The sequence below is a fragment of the Rhizomicrobium sp. genome (assembly GCA_037200045.1).
GTDB lineage: Bacteria > Pseudomonadota > Alphaproteobacteria > Micropepsales > Micropepsaceae > Rhizomicrobium.
Genome location: JBBCHM010000001.1, coordinates 2,437,593 through 2,463,370, shown reverse-complemented (window position 1 = coordinate 2,463,370; position 25,778 = coordinate 2,437,593). Strand labels below are relative to the sequence as shown.

The window sequence follows — 25,778 nt, the reverse complement described above, 5'->3', positions numbered from 1 at the left end:
ACATCGCAACCGATGACCGATCCCGTCGCCCTTTCCCAGGCCCTGATCCGCTGCCGCTCCGTCACGCCGGAGGACGGCGGCGCGCTGGGCGTGCTGGAAGAGACGCTGGCGCCGCTCGGCTTTACCTGCACGCGGCTGCGGTTCCAGACGGACGGCACGGCACCGGTCGAGAACCTTTATGCGCGGATCGGCACGCAGGGACCGAATTTCTGCTTCGCCGGCCATACCGACGTGGTGCCGCCGGGCGACGCCAAATTGTGGCGGCACGATCCGTTCGCCGCGACCATCGAGGGCGGCACGCTCTATGGCCGCGGCGCGGTCGACATGAAGACGGCGGTGGCCTGCTTCGCGGCGGCGGCGGCGCGGTTCCTTGGCAGCGGCAAGCCCTATGGCTCGATCAGCCTGCTCATCACCGGCGACGAGGAGGGCCCGACCAACGTCAACGGCACCAAACGCGTGCTGGCGTGGCTGGCGGAACAGGGCGAGACGCTCGATCACTGTATCGTCGGCGAGCCGACCGCGACGGCGGCAACCGGCGACGTGCTGAAGATCGGGCGGCGCGGCACGATGAACGTGAGGCTGACCGTCACCGGCACGCAGGGCCATGCCGCCTATCCGGCGAAGGCGAACAATCCGATTCCCGCGATGGCGGAACTGGTGAGTGCGCTGAGCGGCTGGAAACTCGACGACGGGACGGATCATTTCGATCCCTCGACGCTGGCCTTCACCACGGTCGATGTCGGCAATCCGGCGACCAACGTCATTCCGGCCGAGGCGCGCGCGGGTTTCAACATCCGCTTCAACGATCGCCACAAAAGCGCCGGTTTGATCGCGCATATCGAAAGCGAAGCGGCGCGGATCGCGACGGCGCGCGGCATCGGGATCGCGGTGAGCGCGCATGCGAGCGGCGAGCCGTTCCTCACGACGCCCGGAGACTTCACGGCGATGCTGAGCAGAGTGGTTCACGAAGTGACGGGGCGGATGCCGGAGCTGTCGACCACGGGCGGCACCTCCGACGCGCGCTTCATCAAGGATTTCTGCCCGGTCGTGGAGATGGGCCTTCCCGGCGGCACGATGCACAAGGCCGACGAATGCGTGCCGGTCGCCGAGATCGAGACGCTGACGGCGCTGTATGCGCGCGTGCTGGACGCCTATTTCGCCGATCCGCCGCGATGAACGCGCCCATCGGGGTGTTCGATTCCGGCATGGGCGGGCTGACGGTGATGCGCGCGCTGATGGCGCGGCTGCCGGGCGAGAGCTTCGTCTATCTCGGCGATACCGCGCGGCTGCCTTACGGCACCAAGAGCGCCGATACGGTGCGCCGCTATGCCATCCAGGCGTCGAAGGCGCTGGTGGCGCGCGGCGTGAAGATGGTGGTGATCGCGTGCAATACCGCGTCGGTGTCGCTGCCGCAGGTCGCCGAAGCGCTGGCGCCGCTGCCGGTCCTGGGCGTGATCGTGCCGGGCGCCAAGGCCGCGCTGGCGGCGGCGCCCGAGGGCCCTATTGCTGTCATCGCGACGGAGGGAACGGTGAGAGGCGGCGCCTATCGGGCGGCGATCCGGGCGGAGGGCTCCGACGTGCCGATCGTGCAGCAGGCCTGCCCGCTCTTCGTGCCGTTGGCGGAGGAAGGGCTGACCGACGGGCCGATCGTGGAATTGGCGGTGCGGCGCTATCTCGATCCCCTGCTGGCGACGCTGCCGAGGCCGAAATGCCTGTTGCTCGGCTGCACGCATTATCCGGTGCTGACGGCGGCGATCGCGCGCGTGGCGGGAGACGGGATCGCGCTGGTCGATAGCGCGGCGACGACGGCGGAGGCGGTGGCCGATCTGATCGCGGCACGCGGGCTTGCGAGCGAAGGTGGGGAGCCGACGCTGAAATTCCTCGCCACCGACGCGCCCGACCGCTTCGCGCGGGCAGGCGAGATTTTCCTGGGACAGCCGATCGATCCCGGTTCGGTCGAACTCATCGACTTGCAGAATTAGCACGCGGAGGCGCGGAGCCGCGGAGGGCAAGGTTCGCTCGACCTTGCTTGAAGGGAATATTGGCGCGCGTCGCGCGCCGAATCTCCGCGGCTCCGCGCCTCCGCGTGAATCTTTCAGGTGTAGTCGACGCGCACCAGATAGAGCCCCTCCGCCGGCGCCACCGGGCCGCAGCGGGAACGGTCTTGCGCGGCCAGCGCGTCGGCCAGGTCGCGGGCGCGCCATTTGCCTTCGCCGACCAGCTTCAGCGAACCGACCATAGAGCGCACCTGATGATGCAGGAAGGAGCGCGCGGACGCCTCGATATGAATCTCGTCGGCGGCGCGGCGGACCGTGAGCTTGTCCAGCGTCTTGACCGGCGATTTCGCCTGGCACTCGGCGGCGCGGAACGTCGTGAAATCGTGCCGGCCGACCAGCGCCTGCGCCGCGACATCCATCGCCTCAGCATCGAGCGCGTGCACCACGTGCCAGACCTTGCCGGCGTCGAGGACCGGCGGCGGACGGCGGGTGAGGATGCGGTAGAGATAGTGCCGTCCCGTGGCGGAGAACCGCGCATGGAAATCCGGCGCGGCGACGGCGGCTTCCAGCACCGCGACGGCGGCGGGGCGGACATGATGGTTCAACGCGTCGCGCACCTTGTCGGGCGCGAAGTCCTTCACGAGATCGAAATGCGCCGCCTGACCCAGCGCGTGCACGCCGGCATCGGTACGGCCGGCACCGTGCACGGTGACGCGCTCGCCGGAGAGGCTCTCGATGGCCGCTTCCAGCGTGCCCTGGACCGAGGCGCCATTGTCCTGCCGCTGCCAGCCGACGAAGCCGGCGCCGTCATATTCGAGCGTCAGGCGATAGCGCGGCATGTCAGGCGAGCACGACGCCGCGCGGCAGCGGGAAACCGCGCAGGAGTTCGTTCGCGGTCATCGCCGATTTGCCGGGACGTTGAAGCCGCATGAGGCGGAGCGCGCCGTCGCCGCAGGCGACGGTCAGCGCGTCGTCCAGCAGCGCGCCGGGCGCGCCGTTGCCGCTGGCCGGTTCGCAATCGAGAATCTTCAGCCGCTCGCCCTTCGCCTCGCACCACGCGCCGGGCATGGGCGAGAGGCCGCGGACCAGGCAATCGATGTCGCGCGCCGGCCTGGTCCAATCGATGCGGGCTTCCTCCTTGGCGATCTTCTTCGCATAGGTCGCGCCTTCGGAAGGCTGCGGCGTCTCCGCGATGGTGCCGCGTTCCAGCGCGCCCAGGGTGCGGGCCATCAGGTCGGCGCCGAGGCGGGCGAGCTCGTCATGCAGCGCGCCATAGGTCTTGCGGCCGATGGGCGTGCGCTCGGCCATCAGGATCGGGCCGGTGTCGAGGCCTTCCTCCATCCGCATGGTCATCACGCCGGTCTCCGCGTCGCCCGCCATGATCGCGCGCTGGATCGGCGCGGCGCCGCGCCAGCGCGGCAGGAGCGAGCCGTGCAGATTGAAGCAGCCGAGGCGCGGCGCATCCAGGATCGGCTTGGGCAGGATCAGGCCATAAGCCACGACCACGGCGGCATCGAGCTCGAGCGCCGCGAACAATTCCTGCTGCGCGGGATCCTTCAGCGAGGCGGGCGTTCGGACGGCGATCTTGTGCTTGAGCGCCAGCGCGTGCACCGGCGACGGCTCGGTATCGAGCCCACGGCCCTTGGGGCGGGGCGGCTGCGAATAGACGCAGGCGATGTCGTGGCCCTGCGCGATCAGTTCGGCGAGCGTCGGCACCGCGAAATCGGGCGTGCCGAGAAAGGCCAGGCGGAGGGCCACGCCCTACCCCGTCTCTTTCAGACGTTTCGCCTTTTGCAGTTTGCGCAGCGCCATGGAGCGCTTGAGCTTGGAGAGGTGATCGATGAACAGCACGCCTTCGAGATGGTCCATCTCATGCTGCAGACAGGTCGCGAGAAGCCCGTCGGCTTCCAATTCGTGGCTCTTGCCGTCGCGGTCGAGATAGGTCGCCTTGATGCGCGCGGCGCGCTCCACGTCCTCCCAGATCTCGGGGACGGAGAGGCAGCCTTCCTCGAAGGTCGCGAGGTCCTCCGACCGCCAGGTGATGACGGGGTTGATGAAATGGCGCGGGTTCTTCTGGCCCTCGCGCTGATCGAGGTCCATCACGATGACGCGCTGGGCGGCGCCGATCTGGACCGCGGCGAGGCCGATGCCGTCGGCGGCGTACATCGAATCGACCATGTCGTCGATCAGCCGGCGCGTCGCGGCATCGACCGTCTCGACGGATTGCGAGACGGCTTTGAGGCGCGGATCGGGCGCGGTAAGGATGGGTCGTACGGCCATGACGCTCAGATAGTCGCGATGGCGGGCATGGTCAAGCGACGGTAAGATACTGCTTTCATTGTGGTAATCGAGCCATATTCGGTGGCTGGAGCAACCGATGCCTGAAATTCTCCCCTATCTCACGCTGGGATTCAGCGTCGTGGCCGCCCTGTTCGCGCTGCTGGTGCTGCTGGGCTTCGGCCGCAAGCCAGGCGGCGGCGAGGCATCGAACGGCGCGGAGGCCCTGGCGAATACGGTTCGCACCGAGGCGGACCGGAGCCGCGCCGATGGCGCCGAACAGGCGCGCGGCATTCGCCAGGAAGTCGGCGAAGCGATCCGGCGCTTTCAGGATTCGCTAGCGCAGCGGCTCGATGCCGGGATCGAAGCGGTGCGCATGCCGGTCGCCGAGATCGGCCAGAAGCTGGATGCCGACATTGCGAAGATGGGACAGGACGCGGCACAGGGGCGCGAAGTCCTGCGCACCACGATCGAGGGCAAGCTGGACGCGTTCGGCGACCGGCAGATGAACGCGGCGCGCGATTTGAGGACCGATCTGATCGACAGCTTCGCGCGGACCACGGCGGTGCTCTCGACCACGACGAAGGACCTCGGCACGCAGCAGCAGGAACGGCTCGACAAGGTCGCGGCGGAGCTTGCCGGCATGTCGGAGCGGCAGGCGACGGCGCAGGAGGTGCTGCGCACGGCCGTCGAGGGCCGGCTCGATGCCATCCGGCAGGAGAACGCGGCCAAGCTGGACGAGATGCGGCAGACGGTGGACGAGAAGCTGCAGACGGCGCTGGACCAGCGCCTGACGGAATCGTTCCGCACGGTGCAGGAACAGCTCGAACGCGTGCACTCCGGCCTGGGCGAAATGCAATCGCTGGCGACCGGGGTCGGCGATCTCAAACGCGTGCTCAGCAATGTGAAGACGCGCGGCACCTGGGGCGAGGTGCAACTCGGCATGCTGCTCGAGCAGTTCCTGTCGCCCGACCAATATCTGCGCAACGCGCAGGTCAAGGAGCATAGCCTGGAGCGCGTCGAATACGCGGTCCGCTTCGCCGGCCGCGACGACGAGAAAGAGGTGCTGCTGCCGATCGACGCCAAGTTTCCGCAGGAGGACTATGAAAGGCTGGTCCTGGCGACCGAGCGCGCCGATATCGTGGCGGTGGAGGAGGCCTCGGCGGCGCTGGAAGCGCGGATCAAGAGCTTCGCCAAGACCGTGTCGGAGAAATACATCAATCCCCCGGTCACGACCGATTTCGCGATCCTGTTCCTGCCGACCGAGAGCCTGCTCGCCGAGGCGCTGCGCCGGCCTGGGCTGTTCGAGCACCTGCAAAACGAATGTCGCGTGACATTGGCCGGACCGACCACGCTGGCCTCCATGCTGAGCGCGTTCCAGATGGGCTTCCGCTCGCTCGCGATCCAAAAACGCTCCAGCGAGGTTTGGCAGATGCTGGGGGCGGTGCGCACCGAGTTCCTGTCGCACGGCAAGGTGGTGGATTCGCTCAAGCGCCAGCTCAATGCCGCGACCAACACGATCGACAAGCTGGGCACGCGGACGCGCGCGATGAACCGGGCGCTGCGCAATGTCGAAGCCTCTCCGGGCGCGCAGGCGCTGCTCGGTCTCGACGATGCGACGCTGGAGAGCGAAGCGGAGGATGACGGCGAGGCGGTCTAAAGACTGCGCCGCGCCTTGAACGCGGCGCTCAGCGTGCCTTCGTCGAGATAATCGAGTTCGCCGCCGACCGGGACGCCGTGAGCCAGCCGGGTGACGGTGACGCCGGTCGGCGCCAGCGTGTCCATCAGGTAATGCGCCGTCGTCTGGCCCTCCACCGTCGCGTTCATCGCCAGGATGACCTCGTCGACGCCGTCCTTCACGCGGCCGATCAGGCTCGCGACGTTGAGGCGCTCGGGCGTCACGCCGTCGAGCGCCGAGAGCGCGCCGCCCAGCACGTGATAGCGCCCGCGGAACACGCCGGCGCGCTCCAGCGCCCACAGGTCGGCGACGTCCTCCACCACGCAGAGCACATGGGAATCGCGGCGCGGATCGCGGCACAGCGAGCAGGGCGAGGTGGTGTCGAGATTGCCGCAGATCTCGCAGGTCTTGATCGCGGCGGCGGCGTCGCGCATCGCGAGCGCCAGGGGTTCGAGCAAAAGGTCGCGCTTCTTGAGCAGGGTCAGCGCCGCGCGGCGCGCCGAGCGCGGACCCAGCCCCGGCAGCTTGGCGAGAAGCTGGATCAGCCGCTCGATCTGCGGCCCCATGGAGGAATTGGTCATGGCGACGATCTAGCAGGGCCGCCGGAATCTTGCCATGGTCGGCGGCGAACGGGAGACCGCCATGTCAGACACGCGCCGGCTTATTCTGTCGCAGCCGATCGCCACGGCCGCCGACCGCGACTGCGGCGCCGAGCGCGCCGTGGTCGCCCAGCTCAGGCCCGGCGTCGTGATGATGCAGGGCGACAATCCCGAGCTGCCGAAAATGCCGGCCAGACCGACGCTGCTGGATTTCTTCCGCCTGCGCTTCGGCAAGATCACCGTCAACCACCTCCTGCAAAGCGCCATGCTGGCGCGCAAGGCCGGGCATCCGGAGAAGATCGTCCTCACCTGCCTTTTGCACGACATCGCCAACGGCGTCCTGATCCGCAGCGATCACGGCTATTGGGGGGCGCAACTGGTCGCGCCTTACGTCGACGAGGAGGTGAGCTGGGCGATACAGCAGCACCAGGCGCTGCGGTTCTTCCCCGATCCGGCCGTGGGATACGAATATCCGGTGGCCTATGACCGGTTCTTCGGGCCGGATTACATCGTGCCGGACTATCTGCGGCGGGCCTATGAGGCGGCGCGGAACCATCGCTGGTACATGACATCGCGGATCATCTGCCTGAACGACATCTATTCGTTCGACGAGACGGTGACGGTCGATCCCGGCGAGTTCGAGGATCTGATCGGGCGGAACTTCAAGCAGCCGGAAGAGGGCCTCGGCTTCGACAATTCGCCGGTGGCGCATATGTGGCGCACGATGATCTGGCCGAACAATTTTCTTTGAGGCGCATCAGGCGTTATTGTCACTCACTGTCATGGCCCGCGACTGCGGGCCACCCAGTTGAGTTCTGTACTCTCTTGAAGTGGTTCGCGCGGAGACGCGGAGTCCGCGGAGGCTTCGTCGTCCTCCGCGGACTCCGCGCCTCCGCGTGCAATTTTCCGAAGAGCGGAATTATGTCACCTGGGTGGCCCGCAGGCGCGGGCCATGACACCTCCAACGAATTTCCAGAACGTGAAATTCGTCCTAGCCGTCGTCTTCCGGCGTCGGCGCGGCGATGTCTTCGTCGGCGATGCGGCGGACTTCCTTGATCTCGGCGCCGGGGAAACGGTCGAGCACGGCCCGCACCAGGGGTTCCTGCGTCACGCTCTGGAACTTGGCCGCCTTGGCGTCGCGCTTCTGCTCGGCGAGCGTCGGCTGGCCGGCCTCGCGCGAGATCGAGATCGACCAGCGCTGGCCGGTGAGCGCGAACAGCTTCTGGGAAAGGTCGCCCGCCAGCGTCGTCGGCGCCTTGGGCGTGGGCCGGATTTCGATGCGGCCCTGCTCCATGTGAACCAGGTGCACGTTGTGCTCGAGGTTCACCTTGAGGCTCGAAGTCGGTTCGAGCAGCGCGATGACATCCTGCAGCGAGCGCAGTTGGACTTGCGGCGCGGCGGAGAGCGTGGGTTCAGGCGCGCGTTTCGCATTTGTCGCCGGACCGGCTGGCGCTATCGCGCGTGGCGCCGCTCCCTCACCCCGGCCCTCTACCCCTGCGGGGGCGAGGGAGGGTTTCGGAGCGGGAGGGTTGTCCAAAAGATCGCGCACCAGCTTGTCGGTCGGCGGCAGGTCGGCGGCGTAGGCGAGGCGGATCAGCGCCATCTCGCAGGCGGCCACCGGGCGCGTCGCGTCGCGCACTTCGAGCAGGCCCTTGAGCAGCACCTGCCAGGCCCGCGTCAGCGACGGCACCGAGAGCCTGCCCGCCATCGCGGCGGCGCGCTTGGCCTCGCCCGAGCCGCCGTCGAAGAAGCCCTCGGCGCCGGGCGCCACTTTCACGCGGGTGAGGAAATGCACGATCTCCAACAGGTCCTGCATCACCGCCAGGGGATCGGCGCCGTGGTCGTAGAGTTCGCCGAGGTCGCCCAGCGCCTCGGCGATCCTGCCGCCCATCAGCGTCTCGAACAGGTCGAGCACGCGGCCGCGATCGGCCAGGCCCAGCATGTCGCGCACCGCGTCGGCCGGGATCTCGCCGCTGTCGCCCCTTTTCTCCCCACTATGGGCAATCGCCTGATCGAGCAGCGAGAGACTGTCGCGGGCCGAACCCTCGGCGGCGCGGGCGATCAGCGCCAGCGCATCGCGGCTGATCTTCACGTTCTCCTTTTCGGAGATCGACGCGAGCAGGCCGACCAGCTCGCCGGTCTCGATGCGGCGCAGATCGAAGCGCTGGCAGCGCGACAGCACGGTGACCGGAACCTTGCGGATCTCGGTCGTCGCGAAGACGAATTTCACGTGCGGCGGCGGCTCTTCCAGCGTCTTCAGCAGGCCGTTGAACGCGGCCTTGGACAGCATGTGCACTTCGTCGATGATGTAGACCTTGTAGCGCGCGCTGGCCGGGGCGTAGCGCACGCCCTCGATGATCTCGCGGATGTCGTCGATGCCGGTGTGGCTGGCGGCGTCCATCTCCTGCACGTCGACATGGCGCGATTCGGCGATCGCGACGCAGGGCTCGCACACGCCGCAGGGATGGATGGTCGGCTCCTTGCGCGTGCCGTCGGGGCCGACGCAGTTGAGGGCGCGGGCGATGATGCGGGCGGTGGTCGTCTTGCCGACGCCGCGCACGCCGGTGAGCATGAAGGCATGCGCGATGCGCCCCGTCGCGAAGGCGTTGGACAGCGTCCTGACCAGCGCCTCCTGCCCGATCAGGCCTGAGAAATCCTGCGGGCGGTATTTGCGCGCCAGGACGCGATAGGCTTCCGCCTTGGGCGCGGGTTCGAGGCCTAGTCCGAGGGTGGGTTCGTCGGTTTCATCCATGAGGCGAGAACTATACCAAGCCGGCCGCGCCCGGCGCCCGCGGAATCTTCACCCCTTGTGGATGAAAATTTCCTCGATTCGGCGGCCGAAGACCTCGGCGATGGCGAAGGCCAGCGGCAGGCTGGGGTCGTAGCGCCCGGTTTCGATGGCGATCACGGTCTGGCGCGACACGTTGAGCGCCTCGGCGAGCGCGACCTGCGTCATGGAGCGCTCGGCACGCAGCTCCTTCAGGATGTTTCTCATCGCGCACGCGGCGGGCGGGCGAGAACCGTCGTGATGACGACGAAGAGGATCGAGAACGTGACCTCCCACATGCCGCTATCCGCCACGACCAAGCCGAACGCCTTGTGGAGCGATGGCCAGGACCACGCAATGCCGGCCATGATCCCGCCGGTCAGCGAAACGGCTTTCAGGAATTGCAGGCGCTGGAACTCGTCGATGCGCCGATAGTGGCGCAGTATCACGAACAGAAGCAGCCAGACGCCCGGCACGGGAAGCAGATCGAGCAGCGTGCGAAGCGGCGTGCCGGCCGCTGCCGGGATGTACGTCGAAGCGAACTTTGCCGCTGCCAGCACGACAAGGGCGCCGATTGCCTCGGCGAAAAATTGAAGTCCATTTCGGGGATCGCGGCCCAGGGATCGGGTGCTCATGGGGCCTCCGTTGTAAAGTATCCTTTACATAGGGCGGCCAAGTGAAACGAGTCAAGGGACCTTTACATAATGCAAGGAGGTGGAAGCCGGCTGACCCGGATCGGATTCGTTACGGCTGCTTCGTTCCCGACCTGACCGGGTTGGCGAGCGGTCCGTCCAACCGACTTCCGAGCCGGGATATAGGGCGAGACCCGGAAAATTGCGAGTCGCCATCCGGGTTTCACCTTGGCGCCGCCCCGCCCTACCATGGCGCAAACAGCTATCGGGTGTTCCATGATTCCCTTCGCCGGCAACCCGCTCGACCGGGCCAGCATCAAGCGCACCGATGCCGACTGGATCGCGGCCAGACGGCGCGATGCGTCGTCCTTCATCCTGCCGATGTGGCGGCTGCAGCCCTTCATCATCGGGCCCGGAGAAGGCGGCGGCGCCGGTCGAGCTCGGCCTGCTCAAGCCCGGCCTCGCCGATTCGCTGGCGGCGCCGGACGCGCCCTGCGTCTTCCTCGGCCTGGAGAAGGACCACGCGATCTTCGCGCTCGACATCTCGGCGGCGCGCGATCCGGCGTCCGAGGGACCGCTGGCGGGGCTCGGCCATTTCCGCGACGCGCGTGCCGCGGCGGCGACGCTGCCGATTCCCGACGCGGCGATCATGGGCGAGGCCAAGGCGATGATCGACTGGCACAACCGCCACGGCTTCTGCGCCAATTGCGGCGCCAAAAGCGCGTTCGCCGATGCGGGGTGGAAACGCCTTTGTCCCGCCTGCAATACCGAGCACTTCCCGCGCACCGATCCGGTGGTGATCATGCTGGCGGTGCATGACGGCGCCTGCCTGGTGGGGCGCAACAAGCGCTTTCCGGGGAATTTCTATTCGGCGCTGGCGGGCTTCATGGAGCCGGGCGAGACCATCGAGGACGCGGTGCGCCGCGAGCTGATGGAAGAGGTGAACCTCAAGGTCGGCAAGGTGCACTATTACGCGACGCAGCCCTGGCCGTTTCCGTCCTCGCTGATGATCGGGTGTCTCGCGGAGGCCGAAAGCCGCGACTTCAAGCCGGACGGCGAGGAAATCGCCGATGCGCGGTGGATCGACCGCGAGACGGCCAGGCGCTTGGTCGCGGGCGAGCGGCTGCCCGACATCTCGGTGCCGCCCGCCGTCGCCATCGCGCATCATTTGATCAAGGCGTTCGCGGAAGGCGCGATGTGACGCGCGCGCTGCTTGCCTTGCATGCCGCGACCCGCTTTCGCCTGACGCAAGGCCGGCGGATCGCCGGCGAGAACGATCCCGACGGCGCGATCGCGCCGCGTCTCTACATGTCGGGATGCGAGGAGGGCTGGATCGGCTATCTCCGCGAGGATTTCGACGAAGCGGCGGCGCGGGCCTTCGACGAACTGGTCCTGCGCGAGCCGCCGGTCCGCGCGCCGGGCGCGGTGCCGCGCTTCGCCGACGCCTATCGCGAGATCGTGGATACGGACGAGCTGCTGACGGCGCACAATTACGGCCCGATCCACCGGCTGCCGCGCGGCACGCCATGGCCGGGCGAAGCGACGATCGTGCGCAGCGGCACGTCGGACGGCGCGGCGTTGCGGGCGCGGCTGCAAAGCGAGGGGATGCCGCAAGGCATGATCGATGTCGGCTTCGCCGATCCCAGCCATTTGTGGGAGCCGTGGTGCGCGGTGCTGGTCGAGGGCGAGGTCGCGTCCGTCGCCTTCGCCGCGCGCAAGGGGTTGCTGGCGGCGGATGTCGGCGTCTTCACGCTCGAAGCCTATCGCGGGCGTGGACTGGCGGGGGCCGTCACGGCGGCCTGGAGCACGCTTTTGCCGCGCCATCCGGTGCTGTTCTATTCGACCCATCGCGACAATGCCGCGTCGCAGCGCGTGATCGCCAAGCTGGGACTGCCCTTCGTCGGCGAGAGTTTGACGATATGAGCGGGATCGTCATCCGGCCGGCGCGCGCGGACGAGTTCGACGCGGCCGCGCGCGTGTGGATGGCGAGCCATGTCTCGACCGGACTGGCGACCGGATCGGACGCGACGCTGGCGGATTTGCGAGCGCGCATTCCGGTCGAGATCGCCAAGGGCTGGCAATTGTTCGTGGCCGAGATGGACGGCGCGATCGCGGCGATGCTGGCGTTCCGCACGCGCGACAATTATCTCGACCAGTTATTCGTCGCGCCCGAGCACCAGGGCAAGGGCATCGGCAAGCGGCTGCTCGCATTCGCGCGGCAGCATCTGCCGGACGAGATTCTTCTGCGCACGGCCGTCGCGAACGTCAAGGCCATCGCATGGTACGAGCGCGAGGGCTTCGTGCGCGAGAACGAGGTCATGCAGGAGGGATGGTCGGGACCGCGGGTGTATTATCGGTGGCGGGCGCTGCGCACAGATCGTTGAGAGAGATTGTCTCTGATGCGCCAAGTTCCAGATTGTCATTCCCGCGAAAGCGGGAATCCAGGTTTGGCCGCCCGCCCAGCCGCTGGATGCCCGCCTGCGCGGGCATGACAGGATTAATTCTGTACGAAGCGAATACGCGTCACGGCATGTCGTCGCGATACTCGTGCGCCGGATACACACCCAGCACCGTCAGCTTCGAGGTGAAGAAGGCGAGCTCTTCCAGCGCGCGGTGGACGTTGTCGTCGTCGGGGTGGCCCTCGATGTCGGCGTAGAACTGCGTCGCGTTGAACGAGCCGCCGAGCTGATAGCTCTCCAGCTTGGTCATGTTCACCTGGTTGGTCGCGAAGCCGCCCATCGCCTTGTAGAGCGCGGCGGGGATGTTCTTCACCCGGAACACGAAAGTCGTGATGATCCGCCGCCCGTCATTCGGCGCGACGTCGAACTCGCGCGACATGATGAGGAAGCGGGTATGGTTGTGATGCTCGTCCTCGACATCGGGTTTCAGCACATCGAGGCCGTAAAGCTCGCCCGCCATCCGCGAGGCGATCGCCGCCGCCGTCGGATCCTTGAGCTCGGCGATGTGCTTGGCGGAGCCGGCGGTGTCGTGCCAGTTCTCGGCCTTCAGGTTCAAATCGCGGATGATCTTCAGGCATTGCGCCAGCGCCGGGCCCTGGCTGTAGACGCTCTTGAGGCCGCCAAGCGTCGCGCCGTGGATGCCGAGCAATTGGTGGCGGATGCGCAGGAAATGCTCGCCGACGATGTGCAGGCCGGCCTCGGGCAGGAGGTGATGGATGTCCGCGATGCGGCCCATCAGCGAATTCTCGACCGGGATGATGCACAGATCGGTGTCGCCGCGCCGGACCGCGTCGACCGCCTGGTCGAAGGTCGGGCAGGGAATGTATTGCGCGTGCGGCAGCGCCTCGCGCGCCGCGAGATTGGCATAGGCGCCGGGTTCGCCCTGGAAGGCGACGCGACGGGCCTTGGAGATGGCCGATCCGCTCATGACGATGTCTTCTTGCTCAACAATGCGCGCGCTTTTTCGAGATCGGCCGGAGTATCGACGCTGATCGGCACGCTGTCCACGCGCGCCACCGCAATGCGCATGCCCGCCTCCAGCGCGCGAAGCTGTTCGAGCTTCTCGCGGATCTCGAGCGGCGAGGGCGGCAAGGCGACGAAGCGCGCCAGCGCCCCGCGCGTATAAGCGTAGATGCCGATGTGGTGATCGAGCGGGCCGTCGCCCGACGGCGCCCGGGCGCGGGTGAAATAGAGGGCGCGGCCGCGCGCCCCTTGCCAGGCGACCACCGGCTTCACGACGGCGGGATTGTCGCAGTCGGCCGGATCGTCGATCTCGGCCGCCAGCGTCGCGATGTCGGCGCCGCTTTCGGACAGGGTGGCGGCGACGAGGCGAATCTGCGCCGGATCGAGCGTCGGCAGATCGCCCTGCAGGTTGACCACGACGTCGTGTTCGCCGCCCGGATCGAGCCGCGTCAGGGCCTGGAAGATGCGGTCGGAACCGGACGGCAGGTCGGGATCGGTCAGGATGGCGCGGCCGCCCGCGGCTTCGATGGCCGCGACGATCTCGCCTTCCGCCGCCGCGACCGCGACCGGGCCGATGCCGGCCGCGACGGCCTGGCGCCACACGCGCACGATCATCGGCAGGCCCGCGATGTCGGCAAGCGGCTTGCCCGGCAGGCGGCTCGACGCCATGCGGGCGGGGATAAGCACGATCGGTTTCATCGAAACCCTTGAATTCCCTTGAATTCTGCGACGCTTCGCCGCAATGACGGTTCCCAACCCATGGGTAATGTCGCCCGGCATTCGGGCGGCCTTAGCGGAGCGGTGACCTTATGGATTCCTGGGAGTGGAACAAGATCGCCGGCGCGATCCTGGGCACGCTGATCTTCGTCCTCGTGGTCAATTTCGCGACCGAAGCTTTGTTCGAGCCGGAGAAGCCCGCCAAGGAGGCCTATCACGTCGAAGGCGTGACCGAGACCGCCTCCGCCGGCGGCGCCGCGACCGCGCCGGTCGAGGAAGCCCTGCCCGATTGGGGCACGGTGCTGCCGACCGCCGACGTCGCTGGCGGCAAGGCAATCAGCGCCCGCTGCGAGCAGTGCCACGACATCGCCAAGGGCGGACCGAACAAGATCGGGCCGGAACTCTACGGCGTGGTCGGCCGGCCGCGCGCGACCAATCCGGGTTTCTCCTATTCGAGCGCGATGAGCGCCAGCCACGATCCGTGGACCTATGACAACCTGTTCAAGTTCATCAAGTCGCCGCAGAGCTACGTTCCGGGCACCAAGATGACCTTCGCGGGCCTCAAGAGCGCGAGCGACCGCATCAACCTGATCGCGTTCCTGCGCACGCAGAACGACAGCCCGCCGGCGATCCCGGCGCCCGCGCCGCCCAAGCCCGCCGCCGACGCGACGCCGACGAAGAAGTAACGCTTGCGCGACGCGCGCCAAGGCGTGAGCGTGGCGGCATGAACGGATCGATCCTCCTGCTCGTCCCGCCCGGCTGGGGCGGGCTGTGGCAACAGCCGCTGTCGGTCGGCGGATTGAAGGTCCATGCCCATGGCGTGGACGCCTACGATCCGGCGGAGATCCGCTACGCGGTGAGCTTCCGCCCGCCGCCGGGCTTGCTGGCCTCGCTGCCGAACCTGAAAGCGGTGTTCTCGCTCGGCGCCGGGGTCGACGGGTTCCTGCTCGATCCGGATTTTCCCAAGCACATCCCGCTGATCCGCTTCGTCGATCCGACCTTGTCGGGCGAGATGGCGCAGTTCGCGGTGTTGCATGTGCTGATGCAGCACCGCACCGTCTCGTTCTTCGCCGCGGCGCAGGCGGAGGGCAAATGGCGGCAGCGCATGCTGCCGCGCGCCACCGCCGACACGCGCGTCGGGATCCTGGGCCTGGGCGAGATCGGCACGGTATGCGCCGAGCGCCTGCGCGATCTGGGCTTCACGGTCACCGGCTGGAGCCGCTCGCGCAAGACGGTGGCGGGCGTGACGAGCTTTGCCGGCGCGGACGAGATGGATGCGTTCCTCGGCGGCTGCGATTTTCTCATCTGCGTGCTGCCGCTGACGCCCGACACGCGGCACATCCTGCGCGCCGAGACCTTCGCGAAACTGCCCAACGGCGCCTATGTCATCAACATCGCGCGCGGCGGACATGTGAACGAGCCGGACCTGATCGCGGCGCTCGATTCGGGTCATCTGTCGGGCGCGACGCTCGACGTGTTCGAGACCGAGCCGCTGCCGGAGGCGAGCCCGATCTGGAAACATCCCAGGATCATCGCGACGCCGCATATCGCCGCGATCACGTCGCCGCTGGCGGCGACGCGGTCGATCCTCGCCGGCATCGCGGCGCTGGAGCGCGGCGAGGCGCCGAAGAACGTCGTGGATATGACGCGGGGGTATTAAAGCCGTTTCACCGACGTCACCGGGCCGGCGACCGGCGCGATGCGGGCAACGGCCTCTTCCACCGGTTCGATCTCGACCTGCATGTGGAAGGCGTTGGCGTGCAGCAGCCGCGTCGCATCCAGCATGATGCCGACATGGCCGTCCCAGAAGACGAGATCGCCGCGCCGCCGCTCGGCGAAGGGCACGGGCCGGCCGAGCGCCGTCTCCTGCTGGTCGGTGTCGCGCGGGCTCGCGATGCCGGCGGCGGCGAGGGCGGTCTGTACCAGGCCCGAACAGTCGATGCCCGCATGGCTCTTGCCGCCCCACACATAGGCCGTGCCGACGAAACGCTCCGCCGTCGCCACCCAATCGGGCGCGAACACGTCCAGCAGCGCGATATGGCCGGCGAAGACGAAGCCGTCGGGCGCGATGCGCACGAAACCCTTGCTGCTTTCCAGCACCTTCACCCGGGCGTTCAGCGGCAGCAGATCGCGCGTCGCGCGCTTGACGTCCGGCCCGGTCAGGAGCGGCGTCGTCAGGGCGGTGACGCGGTGGGTCGGCTCGATCGCATCGCCGCAGACGAAGGTGTGGACATAGCCGACATAGCCGTCGACCGCCGACTGGCCCCAGGCCCAGCCGTCCTTCGAATCGTAGACGGTGAACGCCTCGCCGAAGAGCAGCTCGTCCTCCTGCAGGGCATCCTGCGCCGGCGCGTGGCGGAGCGCGGCGCGGCCGCGCGCGATGGTCATGGCGCGGCCTTCGACATAGCTCGCGGCCTCGACCTGGCCCCTCAGATGCGCGGCGGCGAGATCGGGCCGCGCCGGCGTGGTGCGCGGATCGTTCAAGCTGCTTCCTTCTGGCCGTAACGTTCCTTGAGCAGCGAATAGATCGCGCGCGCCGCGGTCGGCTCGGCGCCGGTGCGGCGGCCGGGCTTGGGCCTATCGACCCAGGCGGCGATGTCGAGATGCACCCAGCTTTTCGCCTTCTCCACGAAGCGGTTCAGGAACAGCGCCGCGGTGATCGCGCCGGCATAGCCGTAATGGGGATTGTTGGTGAGGTCGGCGACGGCGGAGTTGAGCGCGGATTCGTAGCCGCGCCACAAGGGCAGGCGCCACATCGGATCGCTCGCCAGGGCGGCATGCTTCGCCAGGTCGGCGGCCAGCGCCTCGTCGTCGGTGAAGAAGGGCGGCAGCTCGAAGCCGGTGGCGGTGCGCGCCGCGCCGGTCAGGGTCGCGATGTCGATCAGAAGATCGGGCGCCGCCGCGTCGGCCTCCGCCAACGCGTCGGCGAGTACCAGGCGTCCTTCCGCATCGGTGTTGCCGATCTCGACCGTCAGGCCCTTGCGCGAGGGGAACACGTCGCTTGGGCGATAGGCACTGCCGGAGACCGAGTTCTCCGCCGCCGGCACGAAGACCGAGAGCCGCACGTCGAGGCCGGCGCCCATCACCATGTCGGCGATGGCGAGCACGGTCGCCGCGCCGCCCATGTCCTTCTTCATCGCCAGCATGCCGGAGGCGGGCTTGAGGTCGTAGCCGCCGGTGTCGAAGACGATGCCCTTGCCGACCAGCGACACCTTGGGCGCGCCGGGCCGGCCCCAGGTGAAGCTGGCGATGCGCGGCGCGCGGGCCGAGCCTTTGCCGACGGCATGGATAAGCGGATAGTTCTGCTTGAGCAGCGCCTCGCCGACCACGACGGCGAATTTCGCGCCGTGCTTCTTCGCCACGTCGCGGGCGGCGGCGGCGAGTTCCTCCGGCCCCATGTCGTTGGGCGGGGTGTTGATGAGATCGCGGCCGAGGAAGACGCCGGCTCCGATGCGCGAAACCTCTTCGCCGTCGACGCCGTCGGGCAGGACGAGCTTGGCGGCGAGCGTCTTGCCCTTCTTGTAGCGCGTGAACTGATAGGTGCCGAGGATCCATGCCAGCGCGCCGTTCGCGCCGCCGGCGTTTTCCGGCACGTCGGCGAAGCGGTAGGTGCCGGCGGGAAGCTGCTCGGAGAACACCGCGAGCGCGAGCTTGTCCTCGCCCTTGCCCAGACCGAGCACGGCACCGCCGATCCCGCCATCGGCGTCGGGGAGAAGCTGCAATTCGCCGTCGCCGGCGGCGAAGCCGGTGCTTTTCAGGATGGCCGCGTCGCGCTTGGCGAGCCGCGCAAGAAAGGCCTTGAGCCCGGCCTTGGTCACGGCGTGCAGGGGAACGGCGTTGCGCGCGGACTTGACGAGACTCGAATGCATCGGACGGTTCCTTTCGTGCCGGGCGATGGATAGGACGGCGCGTCCCTGCGCGCAATGTTGCCGCCGCGGCGGCGATGGGGCGATAGTGCGCGCCCGTCGAGGACGAACGAGATGACCGCACGCTACACGCTGATCGTGGGAACCAAGGAGTGGTCGAGCTGGAGCCTGCGGCCCTATGTGGCGCTGCGCGCGACGGGGGCGCCGTTCGCGGAGATCAAGATCAAGCTGCGCCGGCAGGCGCTGACCGGCGACGAGATCAAGCGATACTCCAAGGCCGGCCGCGTGCCGATCCTGCGGATCGAAGAGGACGGGCGCGAGGCGATCGTGTGGGACAGCCTGGCGATCTGCGAGACCCTGGCGGAGCGCCATCCCGAGGCGAAGCTGTGGCCGGCCGATCCGCTGGTGCGGGCCGAGGCGCGGTCCTATGCCGCCGAGATGCATTCGGGCTTTCCCGATCTGCGCGACCAGCTTTCGATGGACTTCGTGCGGCGCCTGCCGCTGCCGGTGTTGCGCGAGGCGACCCAGGCGCAGATCGGCCGCATCGTCGATGCCTGGTCGTCGGCGCTGGCGCGGTTCGGGCGCAACGGCGGGTTCCTGTTCGGCGGCCTCTCGGTCGCCGATTGCATGTATGCGCCGGTGGTGTCGCGCTTCACGACCTTCGATGTCGAAGTGCCGGCGCCGGTGAAGGCCTATATGGGGCGGATGATGGCGCTGCCCGCGATGCGCGACTGGGGCGCCGAGGCGCAGACGGAAGTCGACGCCGGCGAGGCTTAGATCTTCCCCGCCTTGGTGTTCGGCCGGCGGACGGCTTCGCGGTAGAAGCGCGCGGCGCCGGGGTGCAGCGGCGCGGGAAGGTGCTGCGTCGCGGTCTCCAGCCGGATCAGCGACGCCGAGCGCAGGCCGGCGTTCAGCGCGTCGCGGTTGCCCGGATCGAACAGCGCGCGGGTCAGGCCGTAGACGATGTTGTCGGGGACCTGCGCGTTCGCGATCCACAGCGCGCGGACGCTGACCGTCTGCACCGCTTGCGTGCCGCGATAGGTGCCGGCGGGAATGACGTCAGGCGACAGCGACGGCACCGCCTTGATCAGCTTGTCGCGGCCCTTGCCATCGATCGGAACCAGCCGCGCCACGCCATGGGCGATCAGATCGTCCACCAGATCGACCGGGCGGCCGCCGACGAAGAAGAAGGCGTCGAGCTGGCCCTGCTGCAGAAGCTGGGCGTCGACATCGCTGGTGTCGTGGCGCGCCTTCAGGCGCCGTTCGGGAATGTTGTAGGCCGAAAGGATGGCGCGGACGGTGACGCCGGTTCCCGAATTCGGCGCGCCGAGCGACACGCGCTTGCCCTTCAGATCGGCGACGCCCTGGATCTTCGACGTGCGGGCGACCAGCAGGTGCACGTCTTCCGGAAAGAGATCGGCGATGACGCGCACGGCCTGCTGCTTGCCGCGGAAGGCGCCGGCGCCCTTGACCGCTTCGGCGATCACGTCGCCCTGGGCAAGCCCGGACTCGGCGCGGCCGGCATTCACCGCAAGGACGTTGGCGACGGCGCCCTCCGAGGTGCGGGCGCTGATGATCAGGCCGGCGGGGCCGCAGACCGGCGCCGCCTCGCAGCGGTCGACGCCCGGCGGATGGCTGAGCAGGCCGGCGATGAGCTGGCCGACGGGAAAATAGGTTCCCCCGGTCGAGCCGGTCAGGATCTGAAACGAGATGCGCGGCGCCAGCCCCTGGGCCGAGCCGAGTTCCACCGCGAGCAGCAGGGCGCCGCCGATCACGGCAAGACCGGCGGCCGACAGACCAAGGATTCGGCGCAAATTCATGGGCGACCCGATCCAACTCGCCTTTTGCGTCAGGATTTGGACGCGTCCGGAAATAAGCAACCGTCCCGCGGCCTTGCAAGGAGCGCAATTCGCCCGGCGTTCCGGGCCTTTATCTCGTTATGCCGCAACATACTTAAGGGTTTGTTGACCCCCCATCGTCCATCCTGAAACCGGGGAGCGCGCTTCGGCAAAAGGGATTCTTGCGATGCATCGTATGGCTGTTCGGATCGCGGCAATTGCGCTCGGCGCGGGCGCGCTCGGCGGCTGCGGCGTCTTCGGCGGGTCCGACGGCGCCGGGACCGATGCCACCGCCGCGGCGGCGCACCCCGCCGCCGCCGATGTCTCGCCGATGGCCCCCGACGTGGAAACCTCGGTGCGGCAGGCGCAGGCGCTGCGCCTCGGCGGCGACATCCCCGGCGCCACGCGCATCATGAGCCAGCTCATGCTGGTCAATCCCGACGATGCCCGCGTGGTCGGCGAATACGGCAAGCTTCTGGTGCAGCAGCGGGCGAGCACCGACGCGGTCGCCTTCCTGAACCGCGCGATCCAGCTCCAGCCCAATGACTGGACGACCTATTCGGCGCTCGGCGTCGCCTATGACCAGAAGAACGATCCGGCGAATGCCCGCCAGGCCTATGAGCGGGCGCTGGCGCTGAAGCCGGGCGAGCCGGCGGTCCTGAACAATTACGCGATGTCGCGCATGCTGGCCGGCGACACGGCGGGTGCGCGCACCCTGATGCTGCAGGCGCAGGCGAGCGGTTCCACCGATCCGCGCATCGCGAGCAATCTCGCGCTGCTCGGCACGACCGCGCCCGTCGCGGCGCCGGCGACGGCTCTTACGACCCCGCCCTCGGCAATGCCCATGGCGCGCGCCGCGATGCCGCCGCTTGCGCCGGCGAACGCCCGTGCCAGCGGCGCGCCCAGGCCGCTCACGCAGAACGGCGCGCGGGTCGTCATGCAGGAAGTCCCGGTCGATCCGCTTGCCGGGCCGGTCGCAAGGACCGCGCCCAAGCCCAAGCCGGCGAAGACCGCCAGGACGGCGGCGCATCCGGCGCCGCGCGTCGCCGACGCCGCGCCGAAGCCCCCGAAAAAGCCGAAGCCCGCCGCGGACCACATCCCGGCCCTGCGCATGACCGCGGACGCGAGCAAGCCGTAAGGCTCTCGACGGCCTGTACTCGGCGAAATTCCAAAGATCGGTGTTCTGGCCCGCGAATGCGGACCATGACAATCGGGATTTTGCACGCCACCAGGTTGCGGCGCGCCACGGCCGCCGCCGCTGCGCGCGGACGACGATCCGTCAGTGCGTGACGTGCATGATCTTCATGATGGCGGGGCCCAGGATCACCACGAACAGGCAGGGCAGGAAGAAGATGATCATCGGAACGGTCAGCTTGGCGGGCAGCGAGGCCGCCTTCTGCTCGGCTTCCGACATGCGCAGCTCGCGGTTTTCCTGCGCCGCGACGCGCAGCGCCTGGCCCATCGGCGTGCCGTATTTCTCCGCCTGGTTGAGCGCGGTCGCGACCTGCTTGACGCCGGCATGGCCGCAGCGCGTGGCGAGGTTCTCGAACGCCTGGCGGCGCTCGGGCAGATAGGAGAGTTCGGCGGTCGTCAGCCCGAACTCCTCGGCCAGCTCGCCGGACTGCGCGCCGATCTCGGTGGCGACGCGCTGGAACGCGGCCTCCACCGACATGCCGGATTCGACGCAGATCAGGAGCAGGTCGAGCGCGTCGGGAAAGGCGCGCATGATCGATTGCTGGCGCCGCGCGATCTTGTTGTTGAGGAAGAGATCGGGGAGATAGAAGCCGAGCAGCGCCATGCCGACGCTGACGGTGATCTTCATCGTCGCCGTCCACTGGAAGTGGGAGATCGCGAAGAGATAGAGCAGCGACAGCAGGAACACCGCGAACGGCATCACGAAGCGGAAGAACATGAAGGTCACGACCGGCCCCTGGCCGCGATAGCCGGCGCGGGCGAGCTTTCCGCGCGTATCTTCCGATTCGAGCAGATTGCCGAGCTTGAAGCGGTCGAGGGTGTGCTTCATGTAGCCGACCGGCTGGCTGCGCAGCGCGCCGCGCCGGGCGCTGAGCGCCGCCAGATGCTTGACGCGCAGTTCCTCGCGCCGCTGCGACACCGCTTTGAGGCGCTGGCCGAGCCCGTCGCGGTTGGCGAGCGGCAGGCCGAGCGTCACGATGGTCGCGAAGGCGAAGATCGCCGCGCAGACCGTCGCGATGAAGGTCTTGTCGAACAGGATTTCGAGGATGCCGACGCTCAGCATGCGCTAGCTCTTGAAGTTGATCATTTTGTGCATCACCGCGATGCCCAGCCCCATCCAGATCACGCAGCCCAGCAGCATGAGGTTTCCCACGCGCTCGGTGAACAGCAGCTTGATGTAGTCCGGCGTCGTCAGATAGACGATGCCCATCACGCCGGGCGGCAGCGAACCGATGATGGCGGCGGAGGCCTTGGCCTCGGACGACATCGCCTTGATCTTGCCGACCAGGCGCTTGCGATCGCGCAAGACCGACGACAGATTGCCCAGCGCCTCCGACAGGTTGCCGCCGGATTTCTGCTGGATGGTCATGACGATGCCGAAGAAGCTCACTTCCGGCGTCGGCATGCTTTCGTACATCTTCTTGACGGCCTGTTCGAGCGTGACGCCCACCTTGAGGCTTTCGACCATGCGGTTGAACTCCGAGCCGCAAGGGTTGGGCACTTCGCGCGCGACGATGCGCAGCGCCTCGTTGGTCGGCAGGCCCGATTTGACGCTGCGCACGATGACGTCGATCGCGCCGGCGAATTCGTTGGTGAAGGCCTTCTCGCGCCGGCGTTTCATGAAGCCCAGGACCCAGCGCGGCACGCCGAGCAGGAAGGCGAAGCCGACCAGCGCGGTGACGACCAGGCCCTGGCCGGCCAGGAAGCAGAACAACACCGCGACGAAAGCCAGCACGCCCGAGGCGATCCAGTAGGTGCGCACCGAGACGTTGGGCAGCCCCGCCTGTTCCAGGCGCTGGGTGAGCGTGACCTTGAGCTTCTTCTCGGCCTGCTTGTTCTCGATCTCCTTGAGGAGGGCCTGGACGTTCTTGCGCTTGAGCGCGGCGGTGTCCGGCGCCTTGACGCCGCGGCCGGACGCCTGCGGCTTGGCGATGGCGTTGACGCGCGCGTTGCGGCTGTCGCCGCCGGCGAAGGCGTAATAGCCGCCGACCAAGGCCAGGGACAGGAACAGGAAGACGACGAGATAGAGCATCAGCGCCTCACTGCTGCAGCGCGTCGAGCGCCTCGGCCAGTTCGCGCTCCAGATTGTAGTAGCGCGCGCGCTCCCAGAAGCTGGGACGCACGATGCCGGTGCCGACATGCTTGCCCTTGAGGCGGCCGGTCTCGTCCTCGCCGTTGATCTCGTAATTCATCAGGTCCTGGGTGATCACGACCTCGCCTTCGGTGCCGACCACTTCGGTGACCTTGGTGATGCGGCGCGAGCCGTCGCGCAGGCGCTCGGCCTGCAGGATGACGTCGATCGAGCCGACGATCATCTCGCGGATGGTCTTGGTGGGAAGCTGGAAGCCGCCCATGGTGATCATCGATTCCAGGCGCGACATGGCCTCGCGCGGCGAGTTGGCGTGCAGCGTGCCCATCGAGCCGTCATGGCCGGTGTTCATCGCCTGCAACAAATCGAACGCCTCGGGTCCGCGCACTTCGCCGACGATGATGCGCTCGGGACGCATACGAAGGCAGTTGCGGACGAGATCGCGCATGGTGATCTGGCCCTGGCCTTCGAGATTGGGCGGGCGGGTTTCGAGGCGCACGACATGCGGCTGCTGCAATTGCAGTTCGGCCGCGTCCTCGCAGGTGATGACACGCTCGTCGGCGTCGATATAGGCGGTCATGCAGTTCAGAAGCGTGGTCTTGCCCGAGCCGGTGCCGCCCGAGATCAAGACGTTGCAGCGGCAGCGGCCGATCACGGCGAGCACGCGCGCGCCGGCCGGGCTGATGGAGCCGAACTTGACGAGATCGTCGAGCGTCAGCTTGTCCTTCTTGAACTTTCGGATGGTGAGCGTGGGCCCGTCGAGCGCCAGCGGGGGCGCGATCACGTTGACGCGGGAGCCGTCCAGGAGGCGCGCGTCGCAGATCGGCGACGATTCGTCGACGCGGCGGCCGACCTGGCTGACGATGCGCTGGCAGATGTTCATCAGCTGCGCGTTGTCGCGGAAGCGGATATTGGTGAGCTGCACCTTGCCGCCGACTTCGATGAAGACGCGGTTGGCGCCGTTGACCATGATGTCGGAGATGTCGTCGCGCGCCAGCAGGGGCTCGAGCGGGCCGTAGCCGAGCACGTCGTTGCAGATGTCCTGCAGCAGGTGTTCCTGCTCGGCGATCGACATCACGACCGACTTGATCGAGATGATCTCGTTGACGATGTCGCGGATTTCCTCGCGCGCCGAATCCGGGTCGAGCTGGGCGAGCTGGGCGAGATCGATGGTGTCGATCAGCGCGGAGAAGATGGTCGATTTGATCTGGTAGTAGTCGTCCGAGCGGGTGTCGGCGACGGCGCGCGCGCCCGCTTTCGGCGACGGCGTGACAAGCAGCGGCGCGCTGCGCTGCGGAACGCTGCCGCCCTGGGCGTCCGGCTTCGGCGGCACGCCCGCGGCGGGCGCGGCGGCCTTGGGCGGCGCGCCGGCGGTGAGCGGCGGCGGCGCGGGAGGCGAGGTCCGCGCGACGGCGTCCGTCGAGGCGTTGCGCTTGCCGAACATGAACTACGCTCTCTTCTTGCCGGCGAAAAACGAAAGAAGCGGTGAGGCCTTCTGCAGCGGCTGCGGCACGCGGCCGGTGACGAGTTCGGCAAGGCGCCGGATGCCGGCGGCGGCCGGCGATTTCGGCGCCAGCTCGTTCAGCATCTGGCCGTTATTGGCGGCCTGGCCGAACAGATAGGGCTCGAACGCCATGACGAGCGCCGGCTCGATGCCGATGGTCTCGGCGAAATCCTTGACCGGGATCTCCGGGCGCTTGGCGACGCCGACCTGGTTCAGCACCAGGCGGGGCGGCGAATCGTTGGGGCGGTTCTGGCGCAGGATCTCGACGAGGTTCTTGGTGTTGCGCAGGGCGGCGAGATCGGGCGTGGCGACCAGCACGATGTCGTCGGCGGCGATCAGCGTCGCCTTGATCCACGGCGTCCACAGATGCGGGACATCGACGATCACGCAGGGCGTCGACTGGCGCACCGCGTCGAGCACCGATTCGAAGGCGTCGACCGGGGCCTCGTAGTCGCGGTCGATCTGCGCCGCGGTGGAGAAGATCGAAAGATGATCGCCGCGCTTCACCAGAAGCCGGTCCAGCAGCACGTCGTCCAGCCGCTCGGGCGCGGACAGCGCGTCGGCGACGCCCTGGCTCGGCTCGTCGTTGAAGTCCAGGCCCGTGGTGCCGAACGGCAGGTCGAGATCGACGATGGTGGTGTTGATGCGCAATTCCTCGGCGATGCACCAGCCGACATTGTGCGACAGCGAGGAGGAGCCCACCCCGCCGCGCGCGCCGACGAAGGTCACGACGCGGCCGATCGGCGCGGCCTGCGGATCGGTGTAGAGGCCCGAGATCACCTCGATCAGGTGCAGCGGATTGAGCGGGGCGACGAGATATTCCGAGGCGCCGCGGCGCATCAGCTCGCGATAGAGTTCCACGTCGTTGACGCGGCCGACCACGATGACCTTGGTCGAGGGATCGCAGACCTCGGCCAGCCGGTCGAGCTCCTGGAGCGCGGCCTGGCCGTTGAGGCGGGTTTCGACGATCAGGAGATTGGGCGTGACCTGGCCCTGGAAGTGCTCGATCGCGGCATTGGTGCCGCCGAGCTGGACGTTCATATGCGCCTTGGCGAGCCGGCGGTCGGAGCCGGCGCGCTGCAGCGCCGCGCCGGTGTCGGGGAATTCGACGAAGGCGTCGATCGAGATGCGCGGCACGGGCCGCTCATGGGGCGCGGCGCCGAAGGCCTCTTCCGGTTCTGGCGCGTGTTTCACCATG

27 protein-coding genes and 1 other RNA gene are annotated in these 25,778 nt (G+C 68.0%); 11 read left to right on the top strand and 17 right to left on the bottom strand.

All coding sequences use genetic code 11. The annotated features are described in order from the left end of the window. The first annotated feature begins 12 nt into the window (after positions 1 to 12). Both dapE and murI read left to right on the top strand, forming a co-directional pair. Positions 13 to 1,176 carry a succinyl-diaminopimelate desuccinylase gene (gene dapE / locus WDM86_11950; protein ID MEI9990742.1) on the top strand — a complete coding sequence of 388 codons (1,164 nt, stop codon included), beginning with the start codon at positions 13 to 15 and terminating at the stop codon, positions 1,174 to 1,176. Beyond that, positions 1,173 to 1,982, top strand: coding sequence for a glutamate racemase (gene murI / locus WDM86_11945; protein MEI9990741.1), 810 nt, complete (start codon positions 1,173 to 1,175; stop codon positions 1,980 to 1,982). Before dapE ends, murI begins: the two co-directional genes overlap by 4 nt. 113 nt (positions 1,983 to 2,095) lie before the next feature. On the opposite strand, the gene truA is transcribed toward murI, so the two are convergent. From truA to def, 3 genes are read right to left on the bottom strand one after another with little or no spacing between them, the layout of a single operon-like run. Beyond that, complete coding sequence (gene truA, locus WDM86_11940; GenBank protein MEI9990740.1) at positions 2,096 to 2,836, bottom strand: tRNA pseudouridine(38-40) synthase TruA; 741 nt, start codon at positions 2,834 to 2,836, stop codon at positions 2,096 to 2,098. 1 nt (position 2,837) lies between these two features. Further along, on the bottom strand, positions 2,838 to 3,755 hold the full coding sequence (fmt, locus tag WDM86_11935; protein ID MEI9990739.1) for a methionyl-tRNA formyltransferase: 918 nt from the start codon (positions 3,753 to 3,755) through the stop codon (positions 2,838 to 2,840). Between the two features lie 3 nt (positions 3,756 to 3,758). Then, complete coding sequence (gene def, locus WDM86_11930) at positions 3,759 to 4,277, bottom strand: peptide deformylase (GenBank protein ID MEI9990738.1); 519 nt, start codon at positions 4,275 to 4,277, stop codon at positions 3,759 to 3,761. Between the two features lie 97 nt (positions 4,278 to 4,374). On the opposite strand from def, the gene rmuC reads away from it, so the two are divergent. After that, the gene (rmuC, locus tag WDM86_11925; protein ID MEI9990737.1) at positions 4,375 to 5,934 is read left to right on the top strand and encodes a DNA recombination protein RmuC; all 1,560 of its coding nucleotides are present in this window, start codon (positions 4,375 to 4,377) and stop codon (positions 5,932 to 5,934) included. Here rmuC and recR read toward each other — a convergent pair. Further along, positions 5,931 to 6,533, bottom strand: a complete 603-nt coding sequence (gene recR, locus WDM86_11920; protein MEI9990736.1) for a recombination mediator RecR — start codon at positions 6,531 to 6,533, stop codon at positions 5,931 to 5,933. The two genes, rmuC and recR, sit on opposite strands and share 4 nt — an antisense overlap. A gap of 61 nt (positions 6,534 to 6,594) precedes the next feature. Between recR and WDM86_11915 the strand changes: the two genes are divergently transcribed. Next, positions 6,595 to 7,302 (top strand): HD domain-containing protein, encoded by a 708-nt coding sequence (locus tag WDM86_11915; GenBank protein ID MEI9990735.1) that lies wholly within the window; start codon positions 6,595 to 6,597, stop codon positions 7,300 to 7,302. 240 nt (positions 7,303 to 7,542) lie between these two features. Here the strand turns inward: WDM86_11915 and WDM86_11910 are convergent, their stop codons facing one another. From WDM86_11910 to ffs, 4 genes are all read right to left on the bottom strand, one after another. Continuing rightward, positions 7,543 to 9,303: a DNA polymerase III subunit gamma/tau gene (locus WDM86_11910; GenBank protein ID MEI9990734.1), complete on the bottom strand. Its 1,761-nt coding sequence runs from the start codon at positions 9,301 to 9,303 to the stop codon at positions 7,543 to 7,545. Between the two features lie 48 nt (positions 9,304 to 9,351). After that, on the bottom strand, positions 9,352 to 9,546 hold the full coding sequence (locus tag WDM86_11905) for a helix-turn-helix transcriptional regulator (GenBank protein ID MEI9990733.1): 195 nt from the start codon (positions 9,544 to 9,546) through the stop codon (positions 9,352 to 9,354). Beyond that, on the bottom strand, positions 9,543 to 9,953 hold the full coding sequence (locus WDM86_11900) for a hypothetical protein (GenBank protein MEI9990732.1): 411 nt from the start codon (positions 9,951 to 9,953) through the stop codon (positions 9,543 to 9,545). Before WDM86_11900 ends, WDM86_11905 begins: the two co-directional genes overlap by 4 nt. 76 nt (positions 9,954 to 10,029) lie before the next feature. Beyond that, positions 10,030 to 10,124, bottom strand: an RNA gene (gene ffs, locus WDM86_11895) — signal recognition particle sRNA small type. A gap of 184 nt (positions 10,125 to 10,308) precedes the next feature. On the opposite strand from ffs, the gene nudC reads away from it, so the two are divergent. The 3 genes from nudC to WDM86_11880 are packed head-to-tail and all read left to right on the top strand — an operon-like array spanning position 10,309 to position 12,334. After that, positions 10,309 to 11,151 (top strand): NAD(+) diphosphatase, encoded by an 843-nt coding sequence (gene nudC, locus WDM86_11890; protein MEI9990731.1) that lies wholly within the window; start codon positions 10,309 to 10,311, stop codon positions 11,149 to 11,151. Beyond that, positions 11,148 to 11,873 (top strand): hypothetical protein, encoded by a 726-nt coding sequence (locus tag WDM86_11885; GenBank protein MEI9990730.1) that lies wholly within the window; start codon positions 11,148 to 11,150, stop codon positions 11,871 to 11,873. The genes nudC and WDM86_11885 overlap by 4 nt, the downstream gene beginning before the upstream one ends. Next, positions 11,870 to 12,334, top strand: a complete 465-nt coding sequence (locus WDM86_11880; GenBank protein ID MEI9990729.1) for a GNAT family N-acetyltransferase — start codon at positions 11,870 to 11,872, stop codon at positions 12,332 to 12,334. The genes WDM86_11885 and WDM86_11880 overlap by 4 nt, the downstream gene beginning before the upstream one ends. A gap of 139 nt (positions 12,335 to 12,473) precedes the next feature. Here WDM86_11880 and WDM86_11875 read toward each other — a convergent pair whose 3' ends face one another. Beyond that, positions 12,474 to 13,337: a prephenate dehydratase gene (locus WDM86_11875; protein ID MEI9990728.1), complete on the bottom strand. Its 864-nt coding sequence runs from the start codon at positions 13,335 to 13,337 to the stop codon at positions 12,474 to 12,476. Next, entirely contained in the window at positions 13,334 to 14,071 is a 738-nt protein-coding gene (locus WDM86_11870; protein MEI9990727.1) for a 3-deoxy-manno-octulosonate cytidylyltransferase, read from the bottom strand. The genes WDM86_11875 and WDM86_11870 overlap by 4 nt, the downstream gene beginning before the upstream one ends. A 110-nt stretch (positions 14,072 to 14,181) precedes the next feature. Between WDM86_11870 and WDM86_11865 the strand changes: the two genes are divergently transcribed. Continuing rightward, positions 14,182 to 14,775 carry a cytochrome c family protein gene (locus WDM86_11865; GenBank protein ID MEI9990726.1) on the top strand — a complete coding sequence of 198 codons (594 nt, stop codon included), beginning with the start codon at positions 14,182 to 14,184 and terminating at the stop codon, positions 14,773 to 14,775. Between the two features lie 38 nt (positions 14,776 to 14,813). Beyond that, positions 14,814 to 15,749, top strand: coding sequence for a glyoxylate/hydroxypyruvate reductase A (locus WDM86_11860; protein ID MEI9990725.1), 936 nt, complete (start codon positions 14,814 to 14,816; stop codon positions 15,747 to 15,749). Here the strand turns inward: WDM86_11860 and WDM86_11855 are convergent. Beyond that, the gene (locus WDM86_11855; GenBank protein ID MEI9990724.1) at positions 15,746 to 16,573 is read right to left on the bottom strand and encodes a C40 family peptidase; all 828 of its coding nucleotides are present in this window, start codon (positions 16,571 to 16,573) and stop codon (positions 15,746 to 15,748) included. The two genes, WDM86_11860 and WDM86_11855, sit on opposite strands and share 4 nt — an antisense overlap. Then, positions 16,570 to 17,958 (bottom strand): leucyl aminopeptidase family protein, encoded by a 1,389-nt coding sequence (locus tag WDM86_11850; protein MEI9990723.1) that lies wholly within the window; start codon positions 17,956 to 17,958, stop codon positions 16,570 to 16,572. The genes WDM86_11855 and WDM86_11850 overlap by 4 nt, the downstream gene beginning before the upstream one ends. Positions 17,959 to 18,069: 111 nt before the next feature. Here WDM86_11850 and WDM86_11845 point away from each other — a divergent pair, with 111 nt between their 5' ends. Continuing rightward, positions 18,070 to 18,732, top strand: a complete 663-nt coding sequence (locus WDM86_11845; protein ID MEI9990722.1) for a glutathione S-transferase — start codon at positions 18,070 to 18,072, stop codon at positions 18,730 to 18,732. On the opposite strand, the gene WDM86_11840 is transcribed toward WDM86_11845, so the two are convergent. Next, on the bottom strand, positions 18,729 to 19,775 hold the full coding sequence (locus tag WDM86_11840) for a TAXI family TRAP transporter solute-binding subunit (GenBank protein MEI9990721.1): 1,047 nt from the start codon (positions 19,773 to 19,775) through the stop codon (positions 18,729 to 18,731). The two genes, WDM86_11845 and WDM86_11840, sit on opposite strands and share 4 nt — an antisense overlap. A 214-nt stretch (positions 19,776 to 19,989) precedes the next feature. On the opposite strand from WDM86_11840, the gene WDM86_11835 reads away from it, so the two are divergent. Further along, entirely contained in the window at positions 19,990 to 20,931 is a 942-nt protein-coding gene (locus WDM86_11835) for a tetratricopeptide repeat protein (protein MEI9990720.1), read from the top strand. Between the two features lie 141 nt (positions 20,932 to 21,072). Here the strand turns inward: WDM86_11835 and WDM86_11830 are convergent, their stop codons facing one another. From WDM86_11830 to WDM86_11815, 4 genes are read right to left on the bottom strand one after another with little or no spacing between them, the layout of a single operon-like run. After that, positions 21,073 to 22,050, bottom strand: coding sequence for a type II secretion system F family protein (locus tag WDM86_11830; protein ID MEI9990719.1), 978 nt, complete (start codon positions 22,048 to 22,050; stop codon positions 21,073 to 21,075). Between the two features lie 3 nt (positions 22,051 to 22,053). Continuing rightward, entirely contained in the window at positions 22,054 to 23,019 is a 966-nt protein-coding gene (locus WDM86_11825) for a type II secretion system F family protein (protein ID MEI9990718.1), read from the bottom strand. 7 nt (positions 23,020 to 23,026) lie between these two features. After that, positions 23,027 to 24,520: a CpaF family protein gene (locus tag WDM86_11820; protein ID MEI9990717.1), complete on the bottom strand. Its 1,494-nt coding sequence runs from the start codon at positions 24,518 to 24,520 to the stop codon at positions 23,027 to 23,029. A gap of 3 nt (positions 24,521 to 24,523) precedes the next feature. After that, the gene (locus WDM86_11815) at positions 24,524 to 25,777 is read right to left on the bottom strand and encodes a pilus assembly protein CpaE (GenBank protein ID MEI9990716.1); all 1,254 of its coding nucleotides are present in this window, start codon (positions 25,775 to 25,777) and stop codon (positions 24,524 to 24,526) included. Position 25,778 lies beyond the last annotated feature (1 nt).

What these genes read in the sequence shown, in the direction of transcription:
- dapE (MEI9990742.1), top strand. Translation starts at nt 13, where the DNA reads ATGACCGATCCCGTCGCCCTTTCCCAGGCCCTGATCCGCTGCCGCTCC.
- murI (MEI9990741.1), top strand. Translation starts at nt 1,173, where the DNA reads ATGAACGCGCCCATCGGGGTGTTCGATTCCGGCATGGGCGGGCTGACG.
- truA (MEI9990740.1), bottom strand. Translation starts at nt 2,836, where the DNA reads ATGCCGCGCTATCGCCTGACGCTCGAATATGACGGCGCCGGCTTCGTC.
- def (MEI9990738.1), bottom strand. Translation starts at nt 4,277, where the DNA reads ATGGCCGTACGACCCATCCTTACCGCGCCCGATCCGCGCCTCAAAGCC.
- rmuC (MEI9990737.1), top strand. Translation starts at nt 4,375, where the DNA reads ATGCCTGAAATTCTCCCCTATCTCACGCTGGGATTCAGCGTCGTGGCC.
- recR (MEI9990736.1), bottom strand. Translation starts at nt 6,533, where the DNA reads ATGACCAATTCCTCCATGGGGCCGCAGATCGAGCGGCTGATCCAGCTT.
- WDM86_11915 (MEI9990735.1), top strand. Translation starts at nt 6,595, where the DNA reads ATGTCAGACACGCGCCGGCTTATTCTGTCGCAGCCGATCGCCACGGCC.
- WDM86_11910 (MEI9990734.1), bottom strand. Translation starts at nt 9,303, where the DNA reads ATGGATGAAACCGACGAACCCACCCTCGGACTAGGCCTCGAACCCGCG.
- WDM86_11905 (MEI9990733.1), bottom strand. Translation starts at nt 9,546, where the DNA reads ATGAGAAACATCCTGAAGGAGCTGCGTGCCGAGCGCTCCATGACGCAG.
- WDM86_11900 (MEI9990732.1), bottom strand. Translation starts at nt 9,953, where the DNA reads ATGAGCACCCGATCCCTGGGCCGCGATCCCCGAAATGGACTTCAATTT.
- nudC (MEI9990731.1), top strand. Translation starts at nt 10,309, where the DNA reads ATGCGTCGTCCTTCATCCTGCCGATGTGGCGGCTGCAGCCCTTCATCA.
- WDM86_11880 (MEI9990729.1), top strand. Translation starts at nt 11,870, where the DNA reads ATGAGCGGGATCGTCATCCGGCCGGCGCGCGCGGACGAGTTCGACGCG.
- WDM86_11875 (MEI9990728.1), bottom strand. Translation starts at nt 13,337, where the DNA reads ATGAGCGGATCGGCCATCTCCAAGGCCCGTCGCGTCGCCTTCCAGGGC.
- WDM86_11870 (MEI9990727.1), bottom strand. Translation starts at nt 14,071, where the DNA reads ATGAAACCGATCGTGCTTATCCCCGCCCGCATGGCGTCGAGCCGCCTG.
- WDM86_11865 (MEI9990726.1), top strand. Translation starts at nt 14,182, where the DNA reads ATGGATTCCTGGGAGTGGAACAAGATCGCCGGCGCGATCCTGGGCACG.
- WDM86_11860 (MEI9990725.1), top strand. Translation starts at nt 14,814, where the DNA reads ATGAACGGATCGATCCTCCTGCTCGTCCCGCCCGGCTGGGGCGGGCTG.
- WDM86_11850 (MEI9990723.1), bottom strand. Translation starts at nt 17,958, where the DNA reads ATGCATTCGAGTCTCGTCAAGTCCGCGCGCAACGCCGTTCCCCTGCAC.
- WDM86_11845 (MEI9990722.1), top strand. Translation starts at nt 18,070, where the DNA reads ATGACCGCACGCTACACGCTGATCGTGGGAACCAAGGAGTGGTCGAGC.
- WDM86_11840 (MEI9990721.1), bottom strand. Translation starts at nt 19,775, where the DNA reads ATGAATTTGCGCCGAATCCTTGGTCTGTCGGCCGCCGGTCTTGCCGTG.
- WDM86_11835 (MEI9990720.1), top strand. Translation starts at nt 19,990, where the DNA reads ATGGCTGTTCGGATCGCGGCAATTGCGCTCGGCGCGGGCGCGCTCGGC.
- WDM86_11830 (MEI9990719.1), bottom strand. Translation starts at nt 22,050, where the DNA reads ATGCTGAGCGTCGGCATCCTCGAAATCCTGTTCGACAAGACCTTCATC.
- WDM86_11825 (MEI9990718.1), bottom strand. Translation starts at nt 23,019, where the DNA reads ATGCTCTATCTCGTCGTCTTCCTGTTCCTGTCCCTGGCCTTGGTCGGC.
- WDM86_11820 (MEI9990717.1), bottom strand. Translation starts at nt 24,520, where the DNA reads ATGTTCGGCAAGCGCAACGCCTCGACGGACGCCGTCGCGCGGACCTCG.
- WDM86_11815 (MEI9990716.1), bottom strand. Translation starts at nt 25,777, where the DNA reads ATGGTGAAACACGCGCCAGAACCGGAAGAGGCCTTCGGCGCCGCGCCC.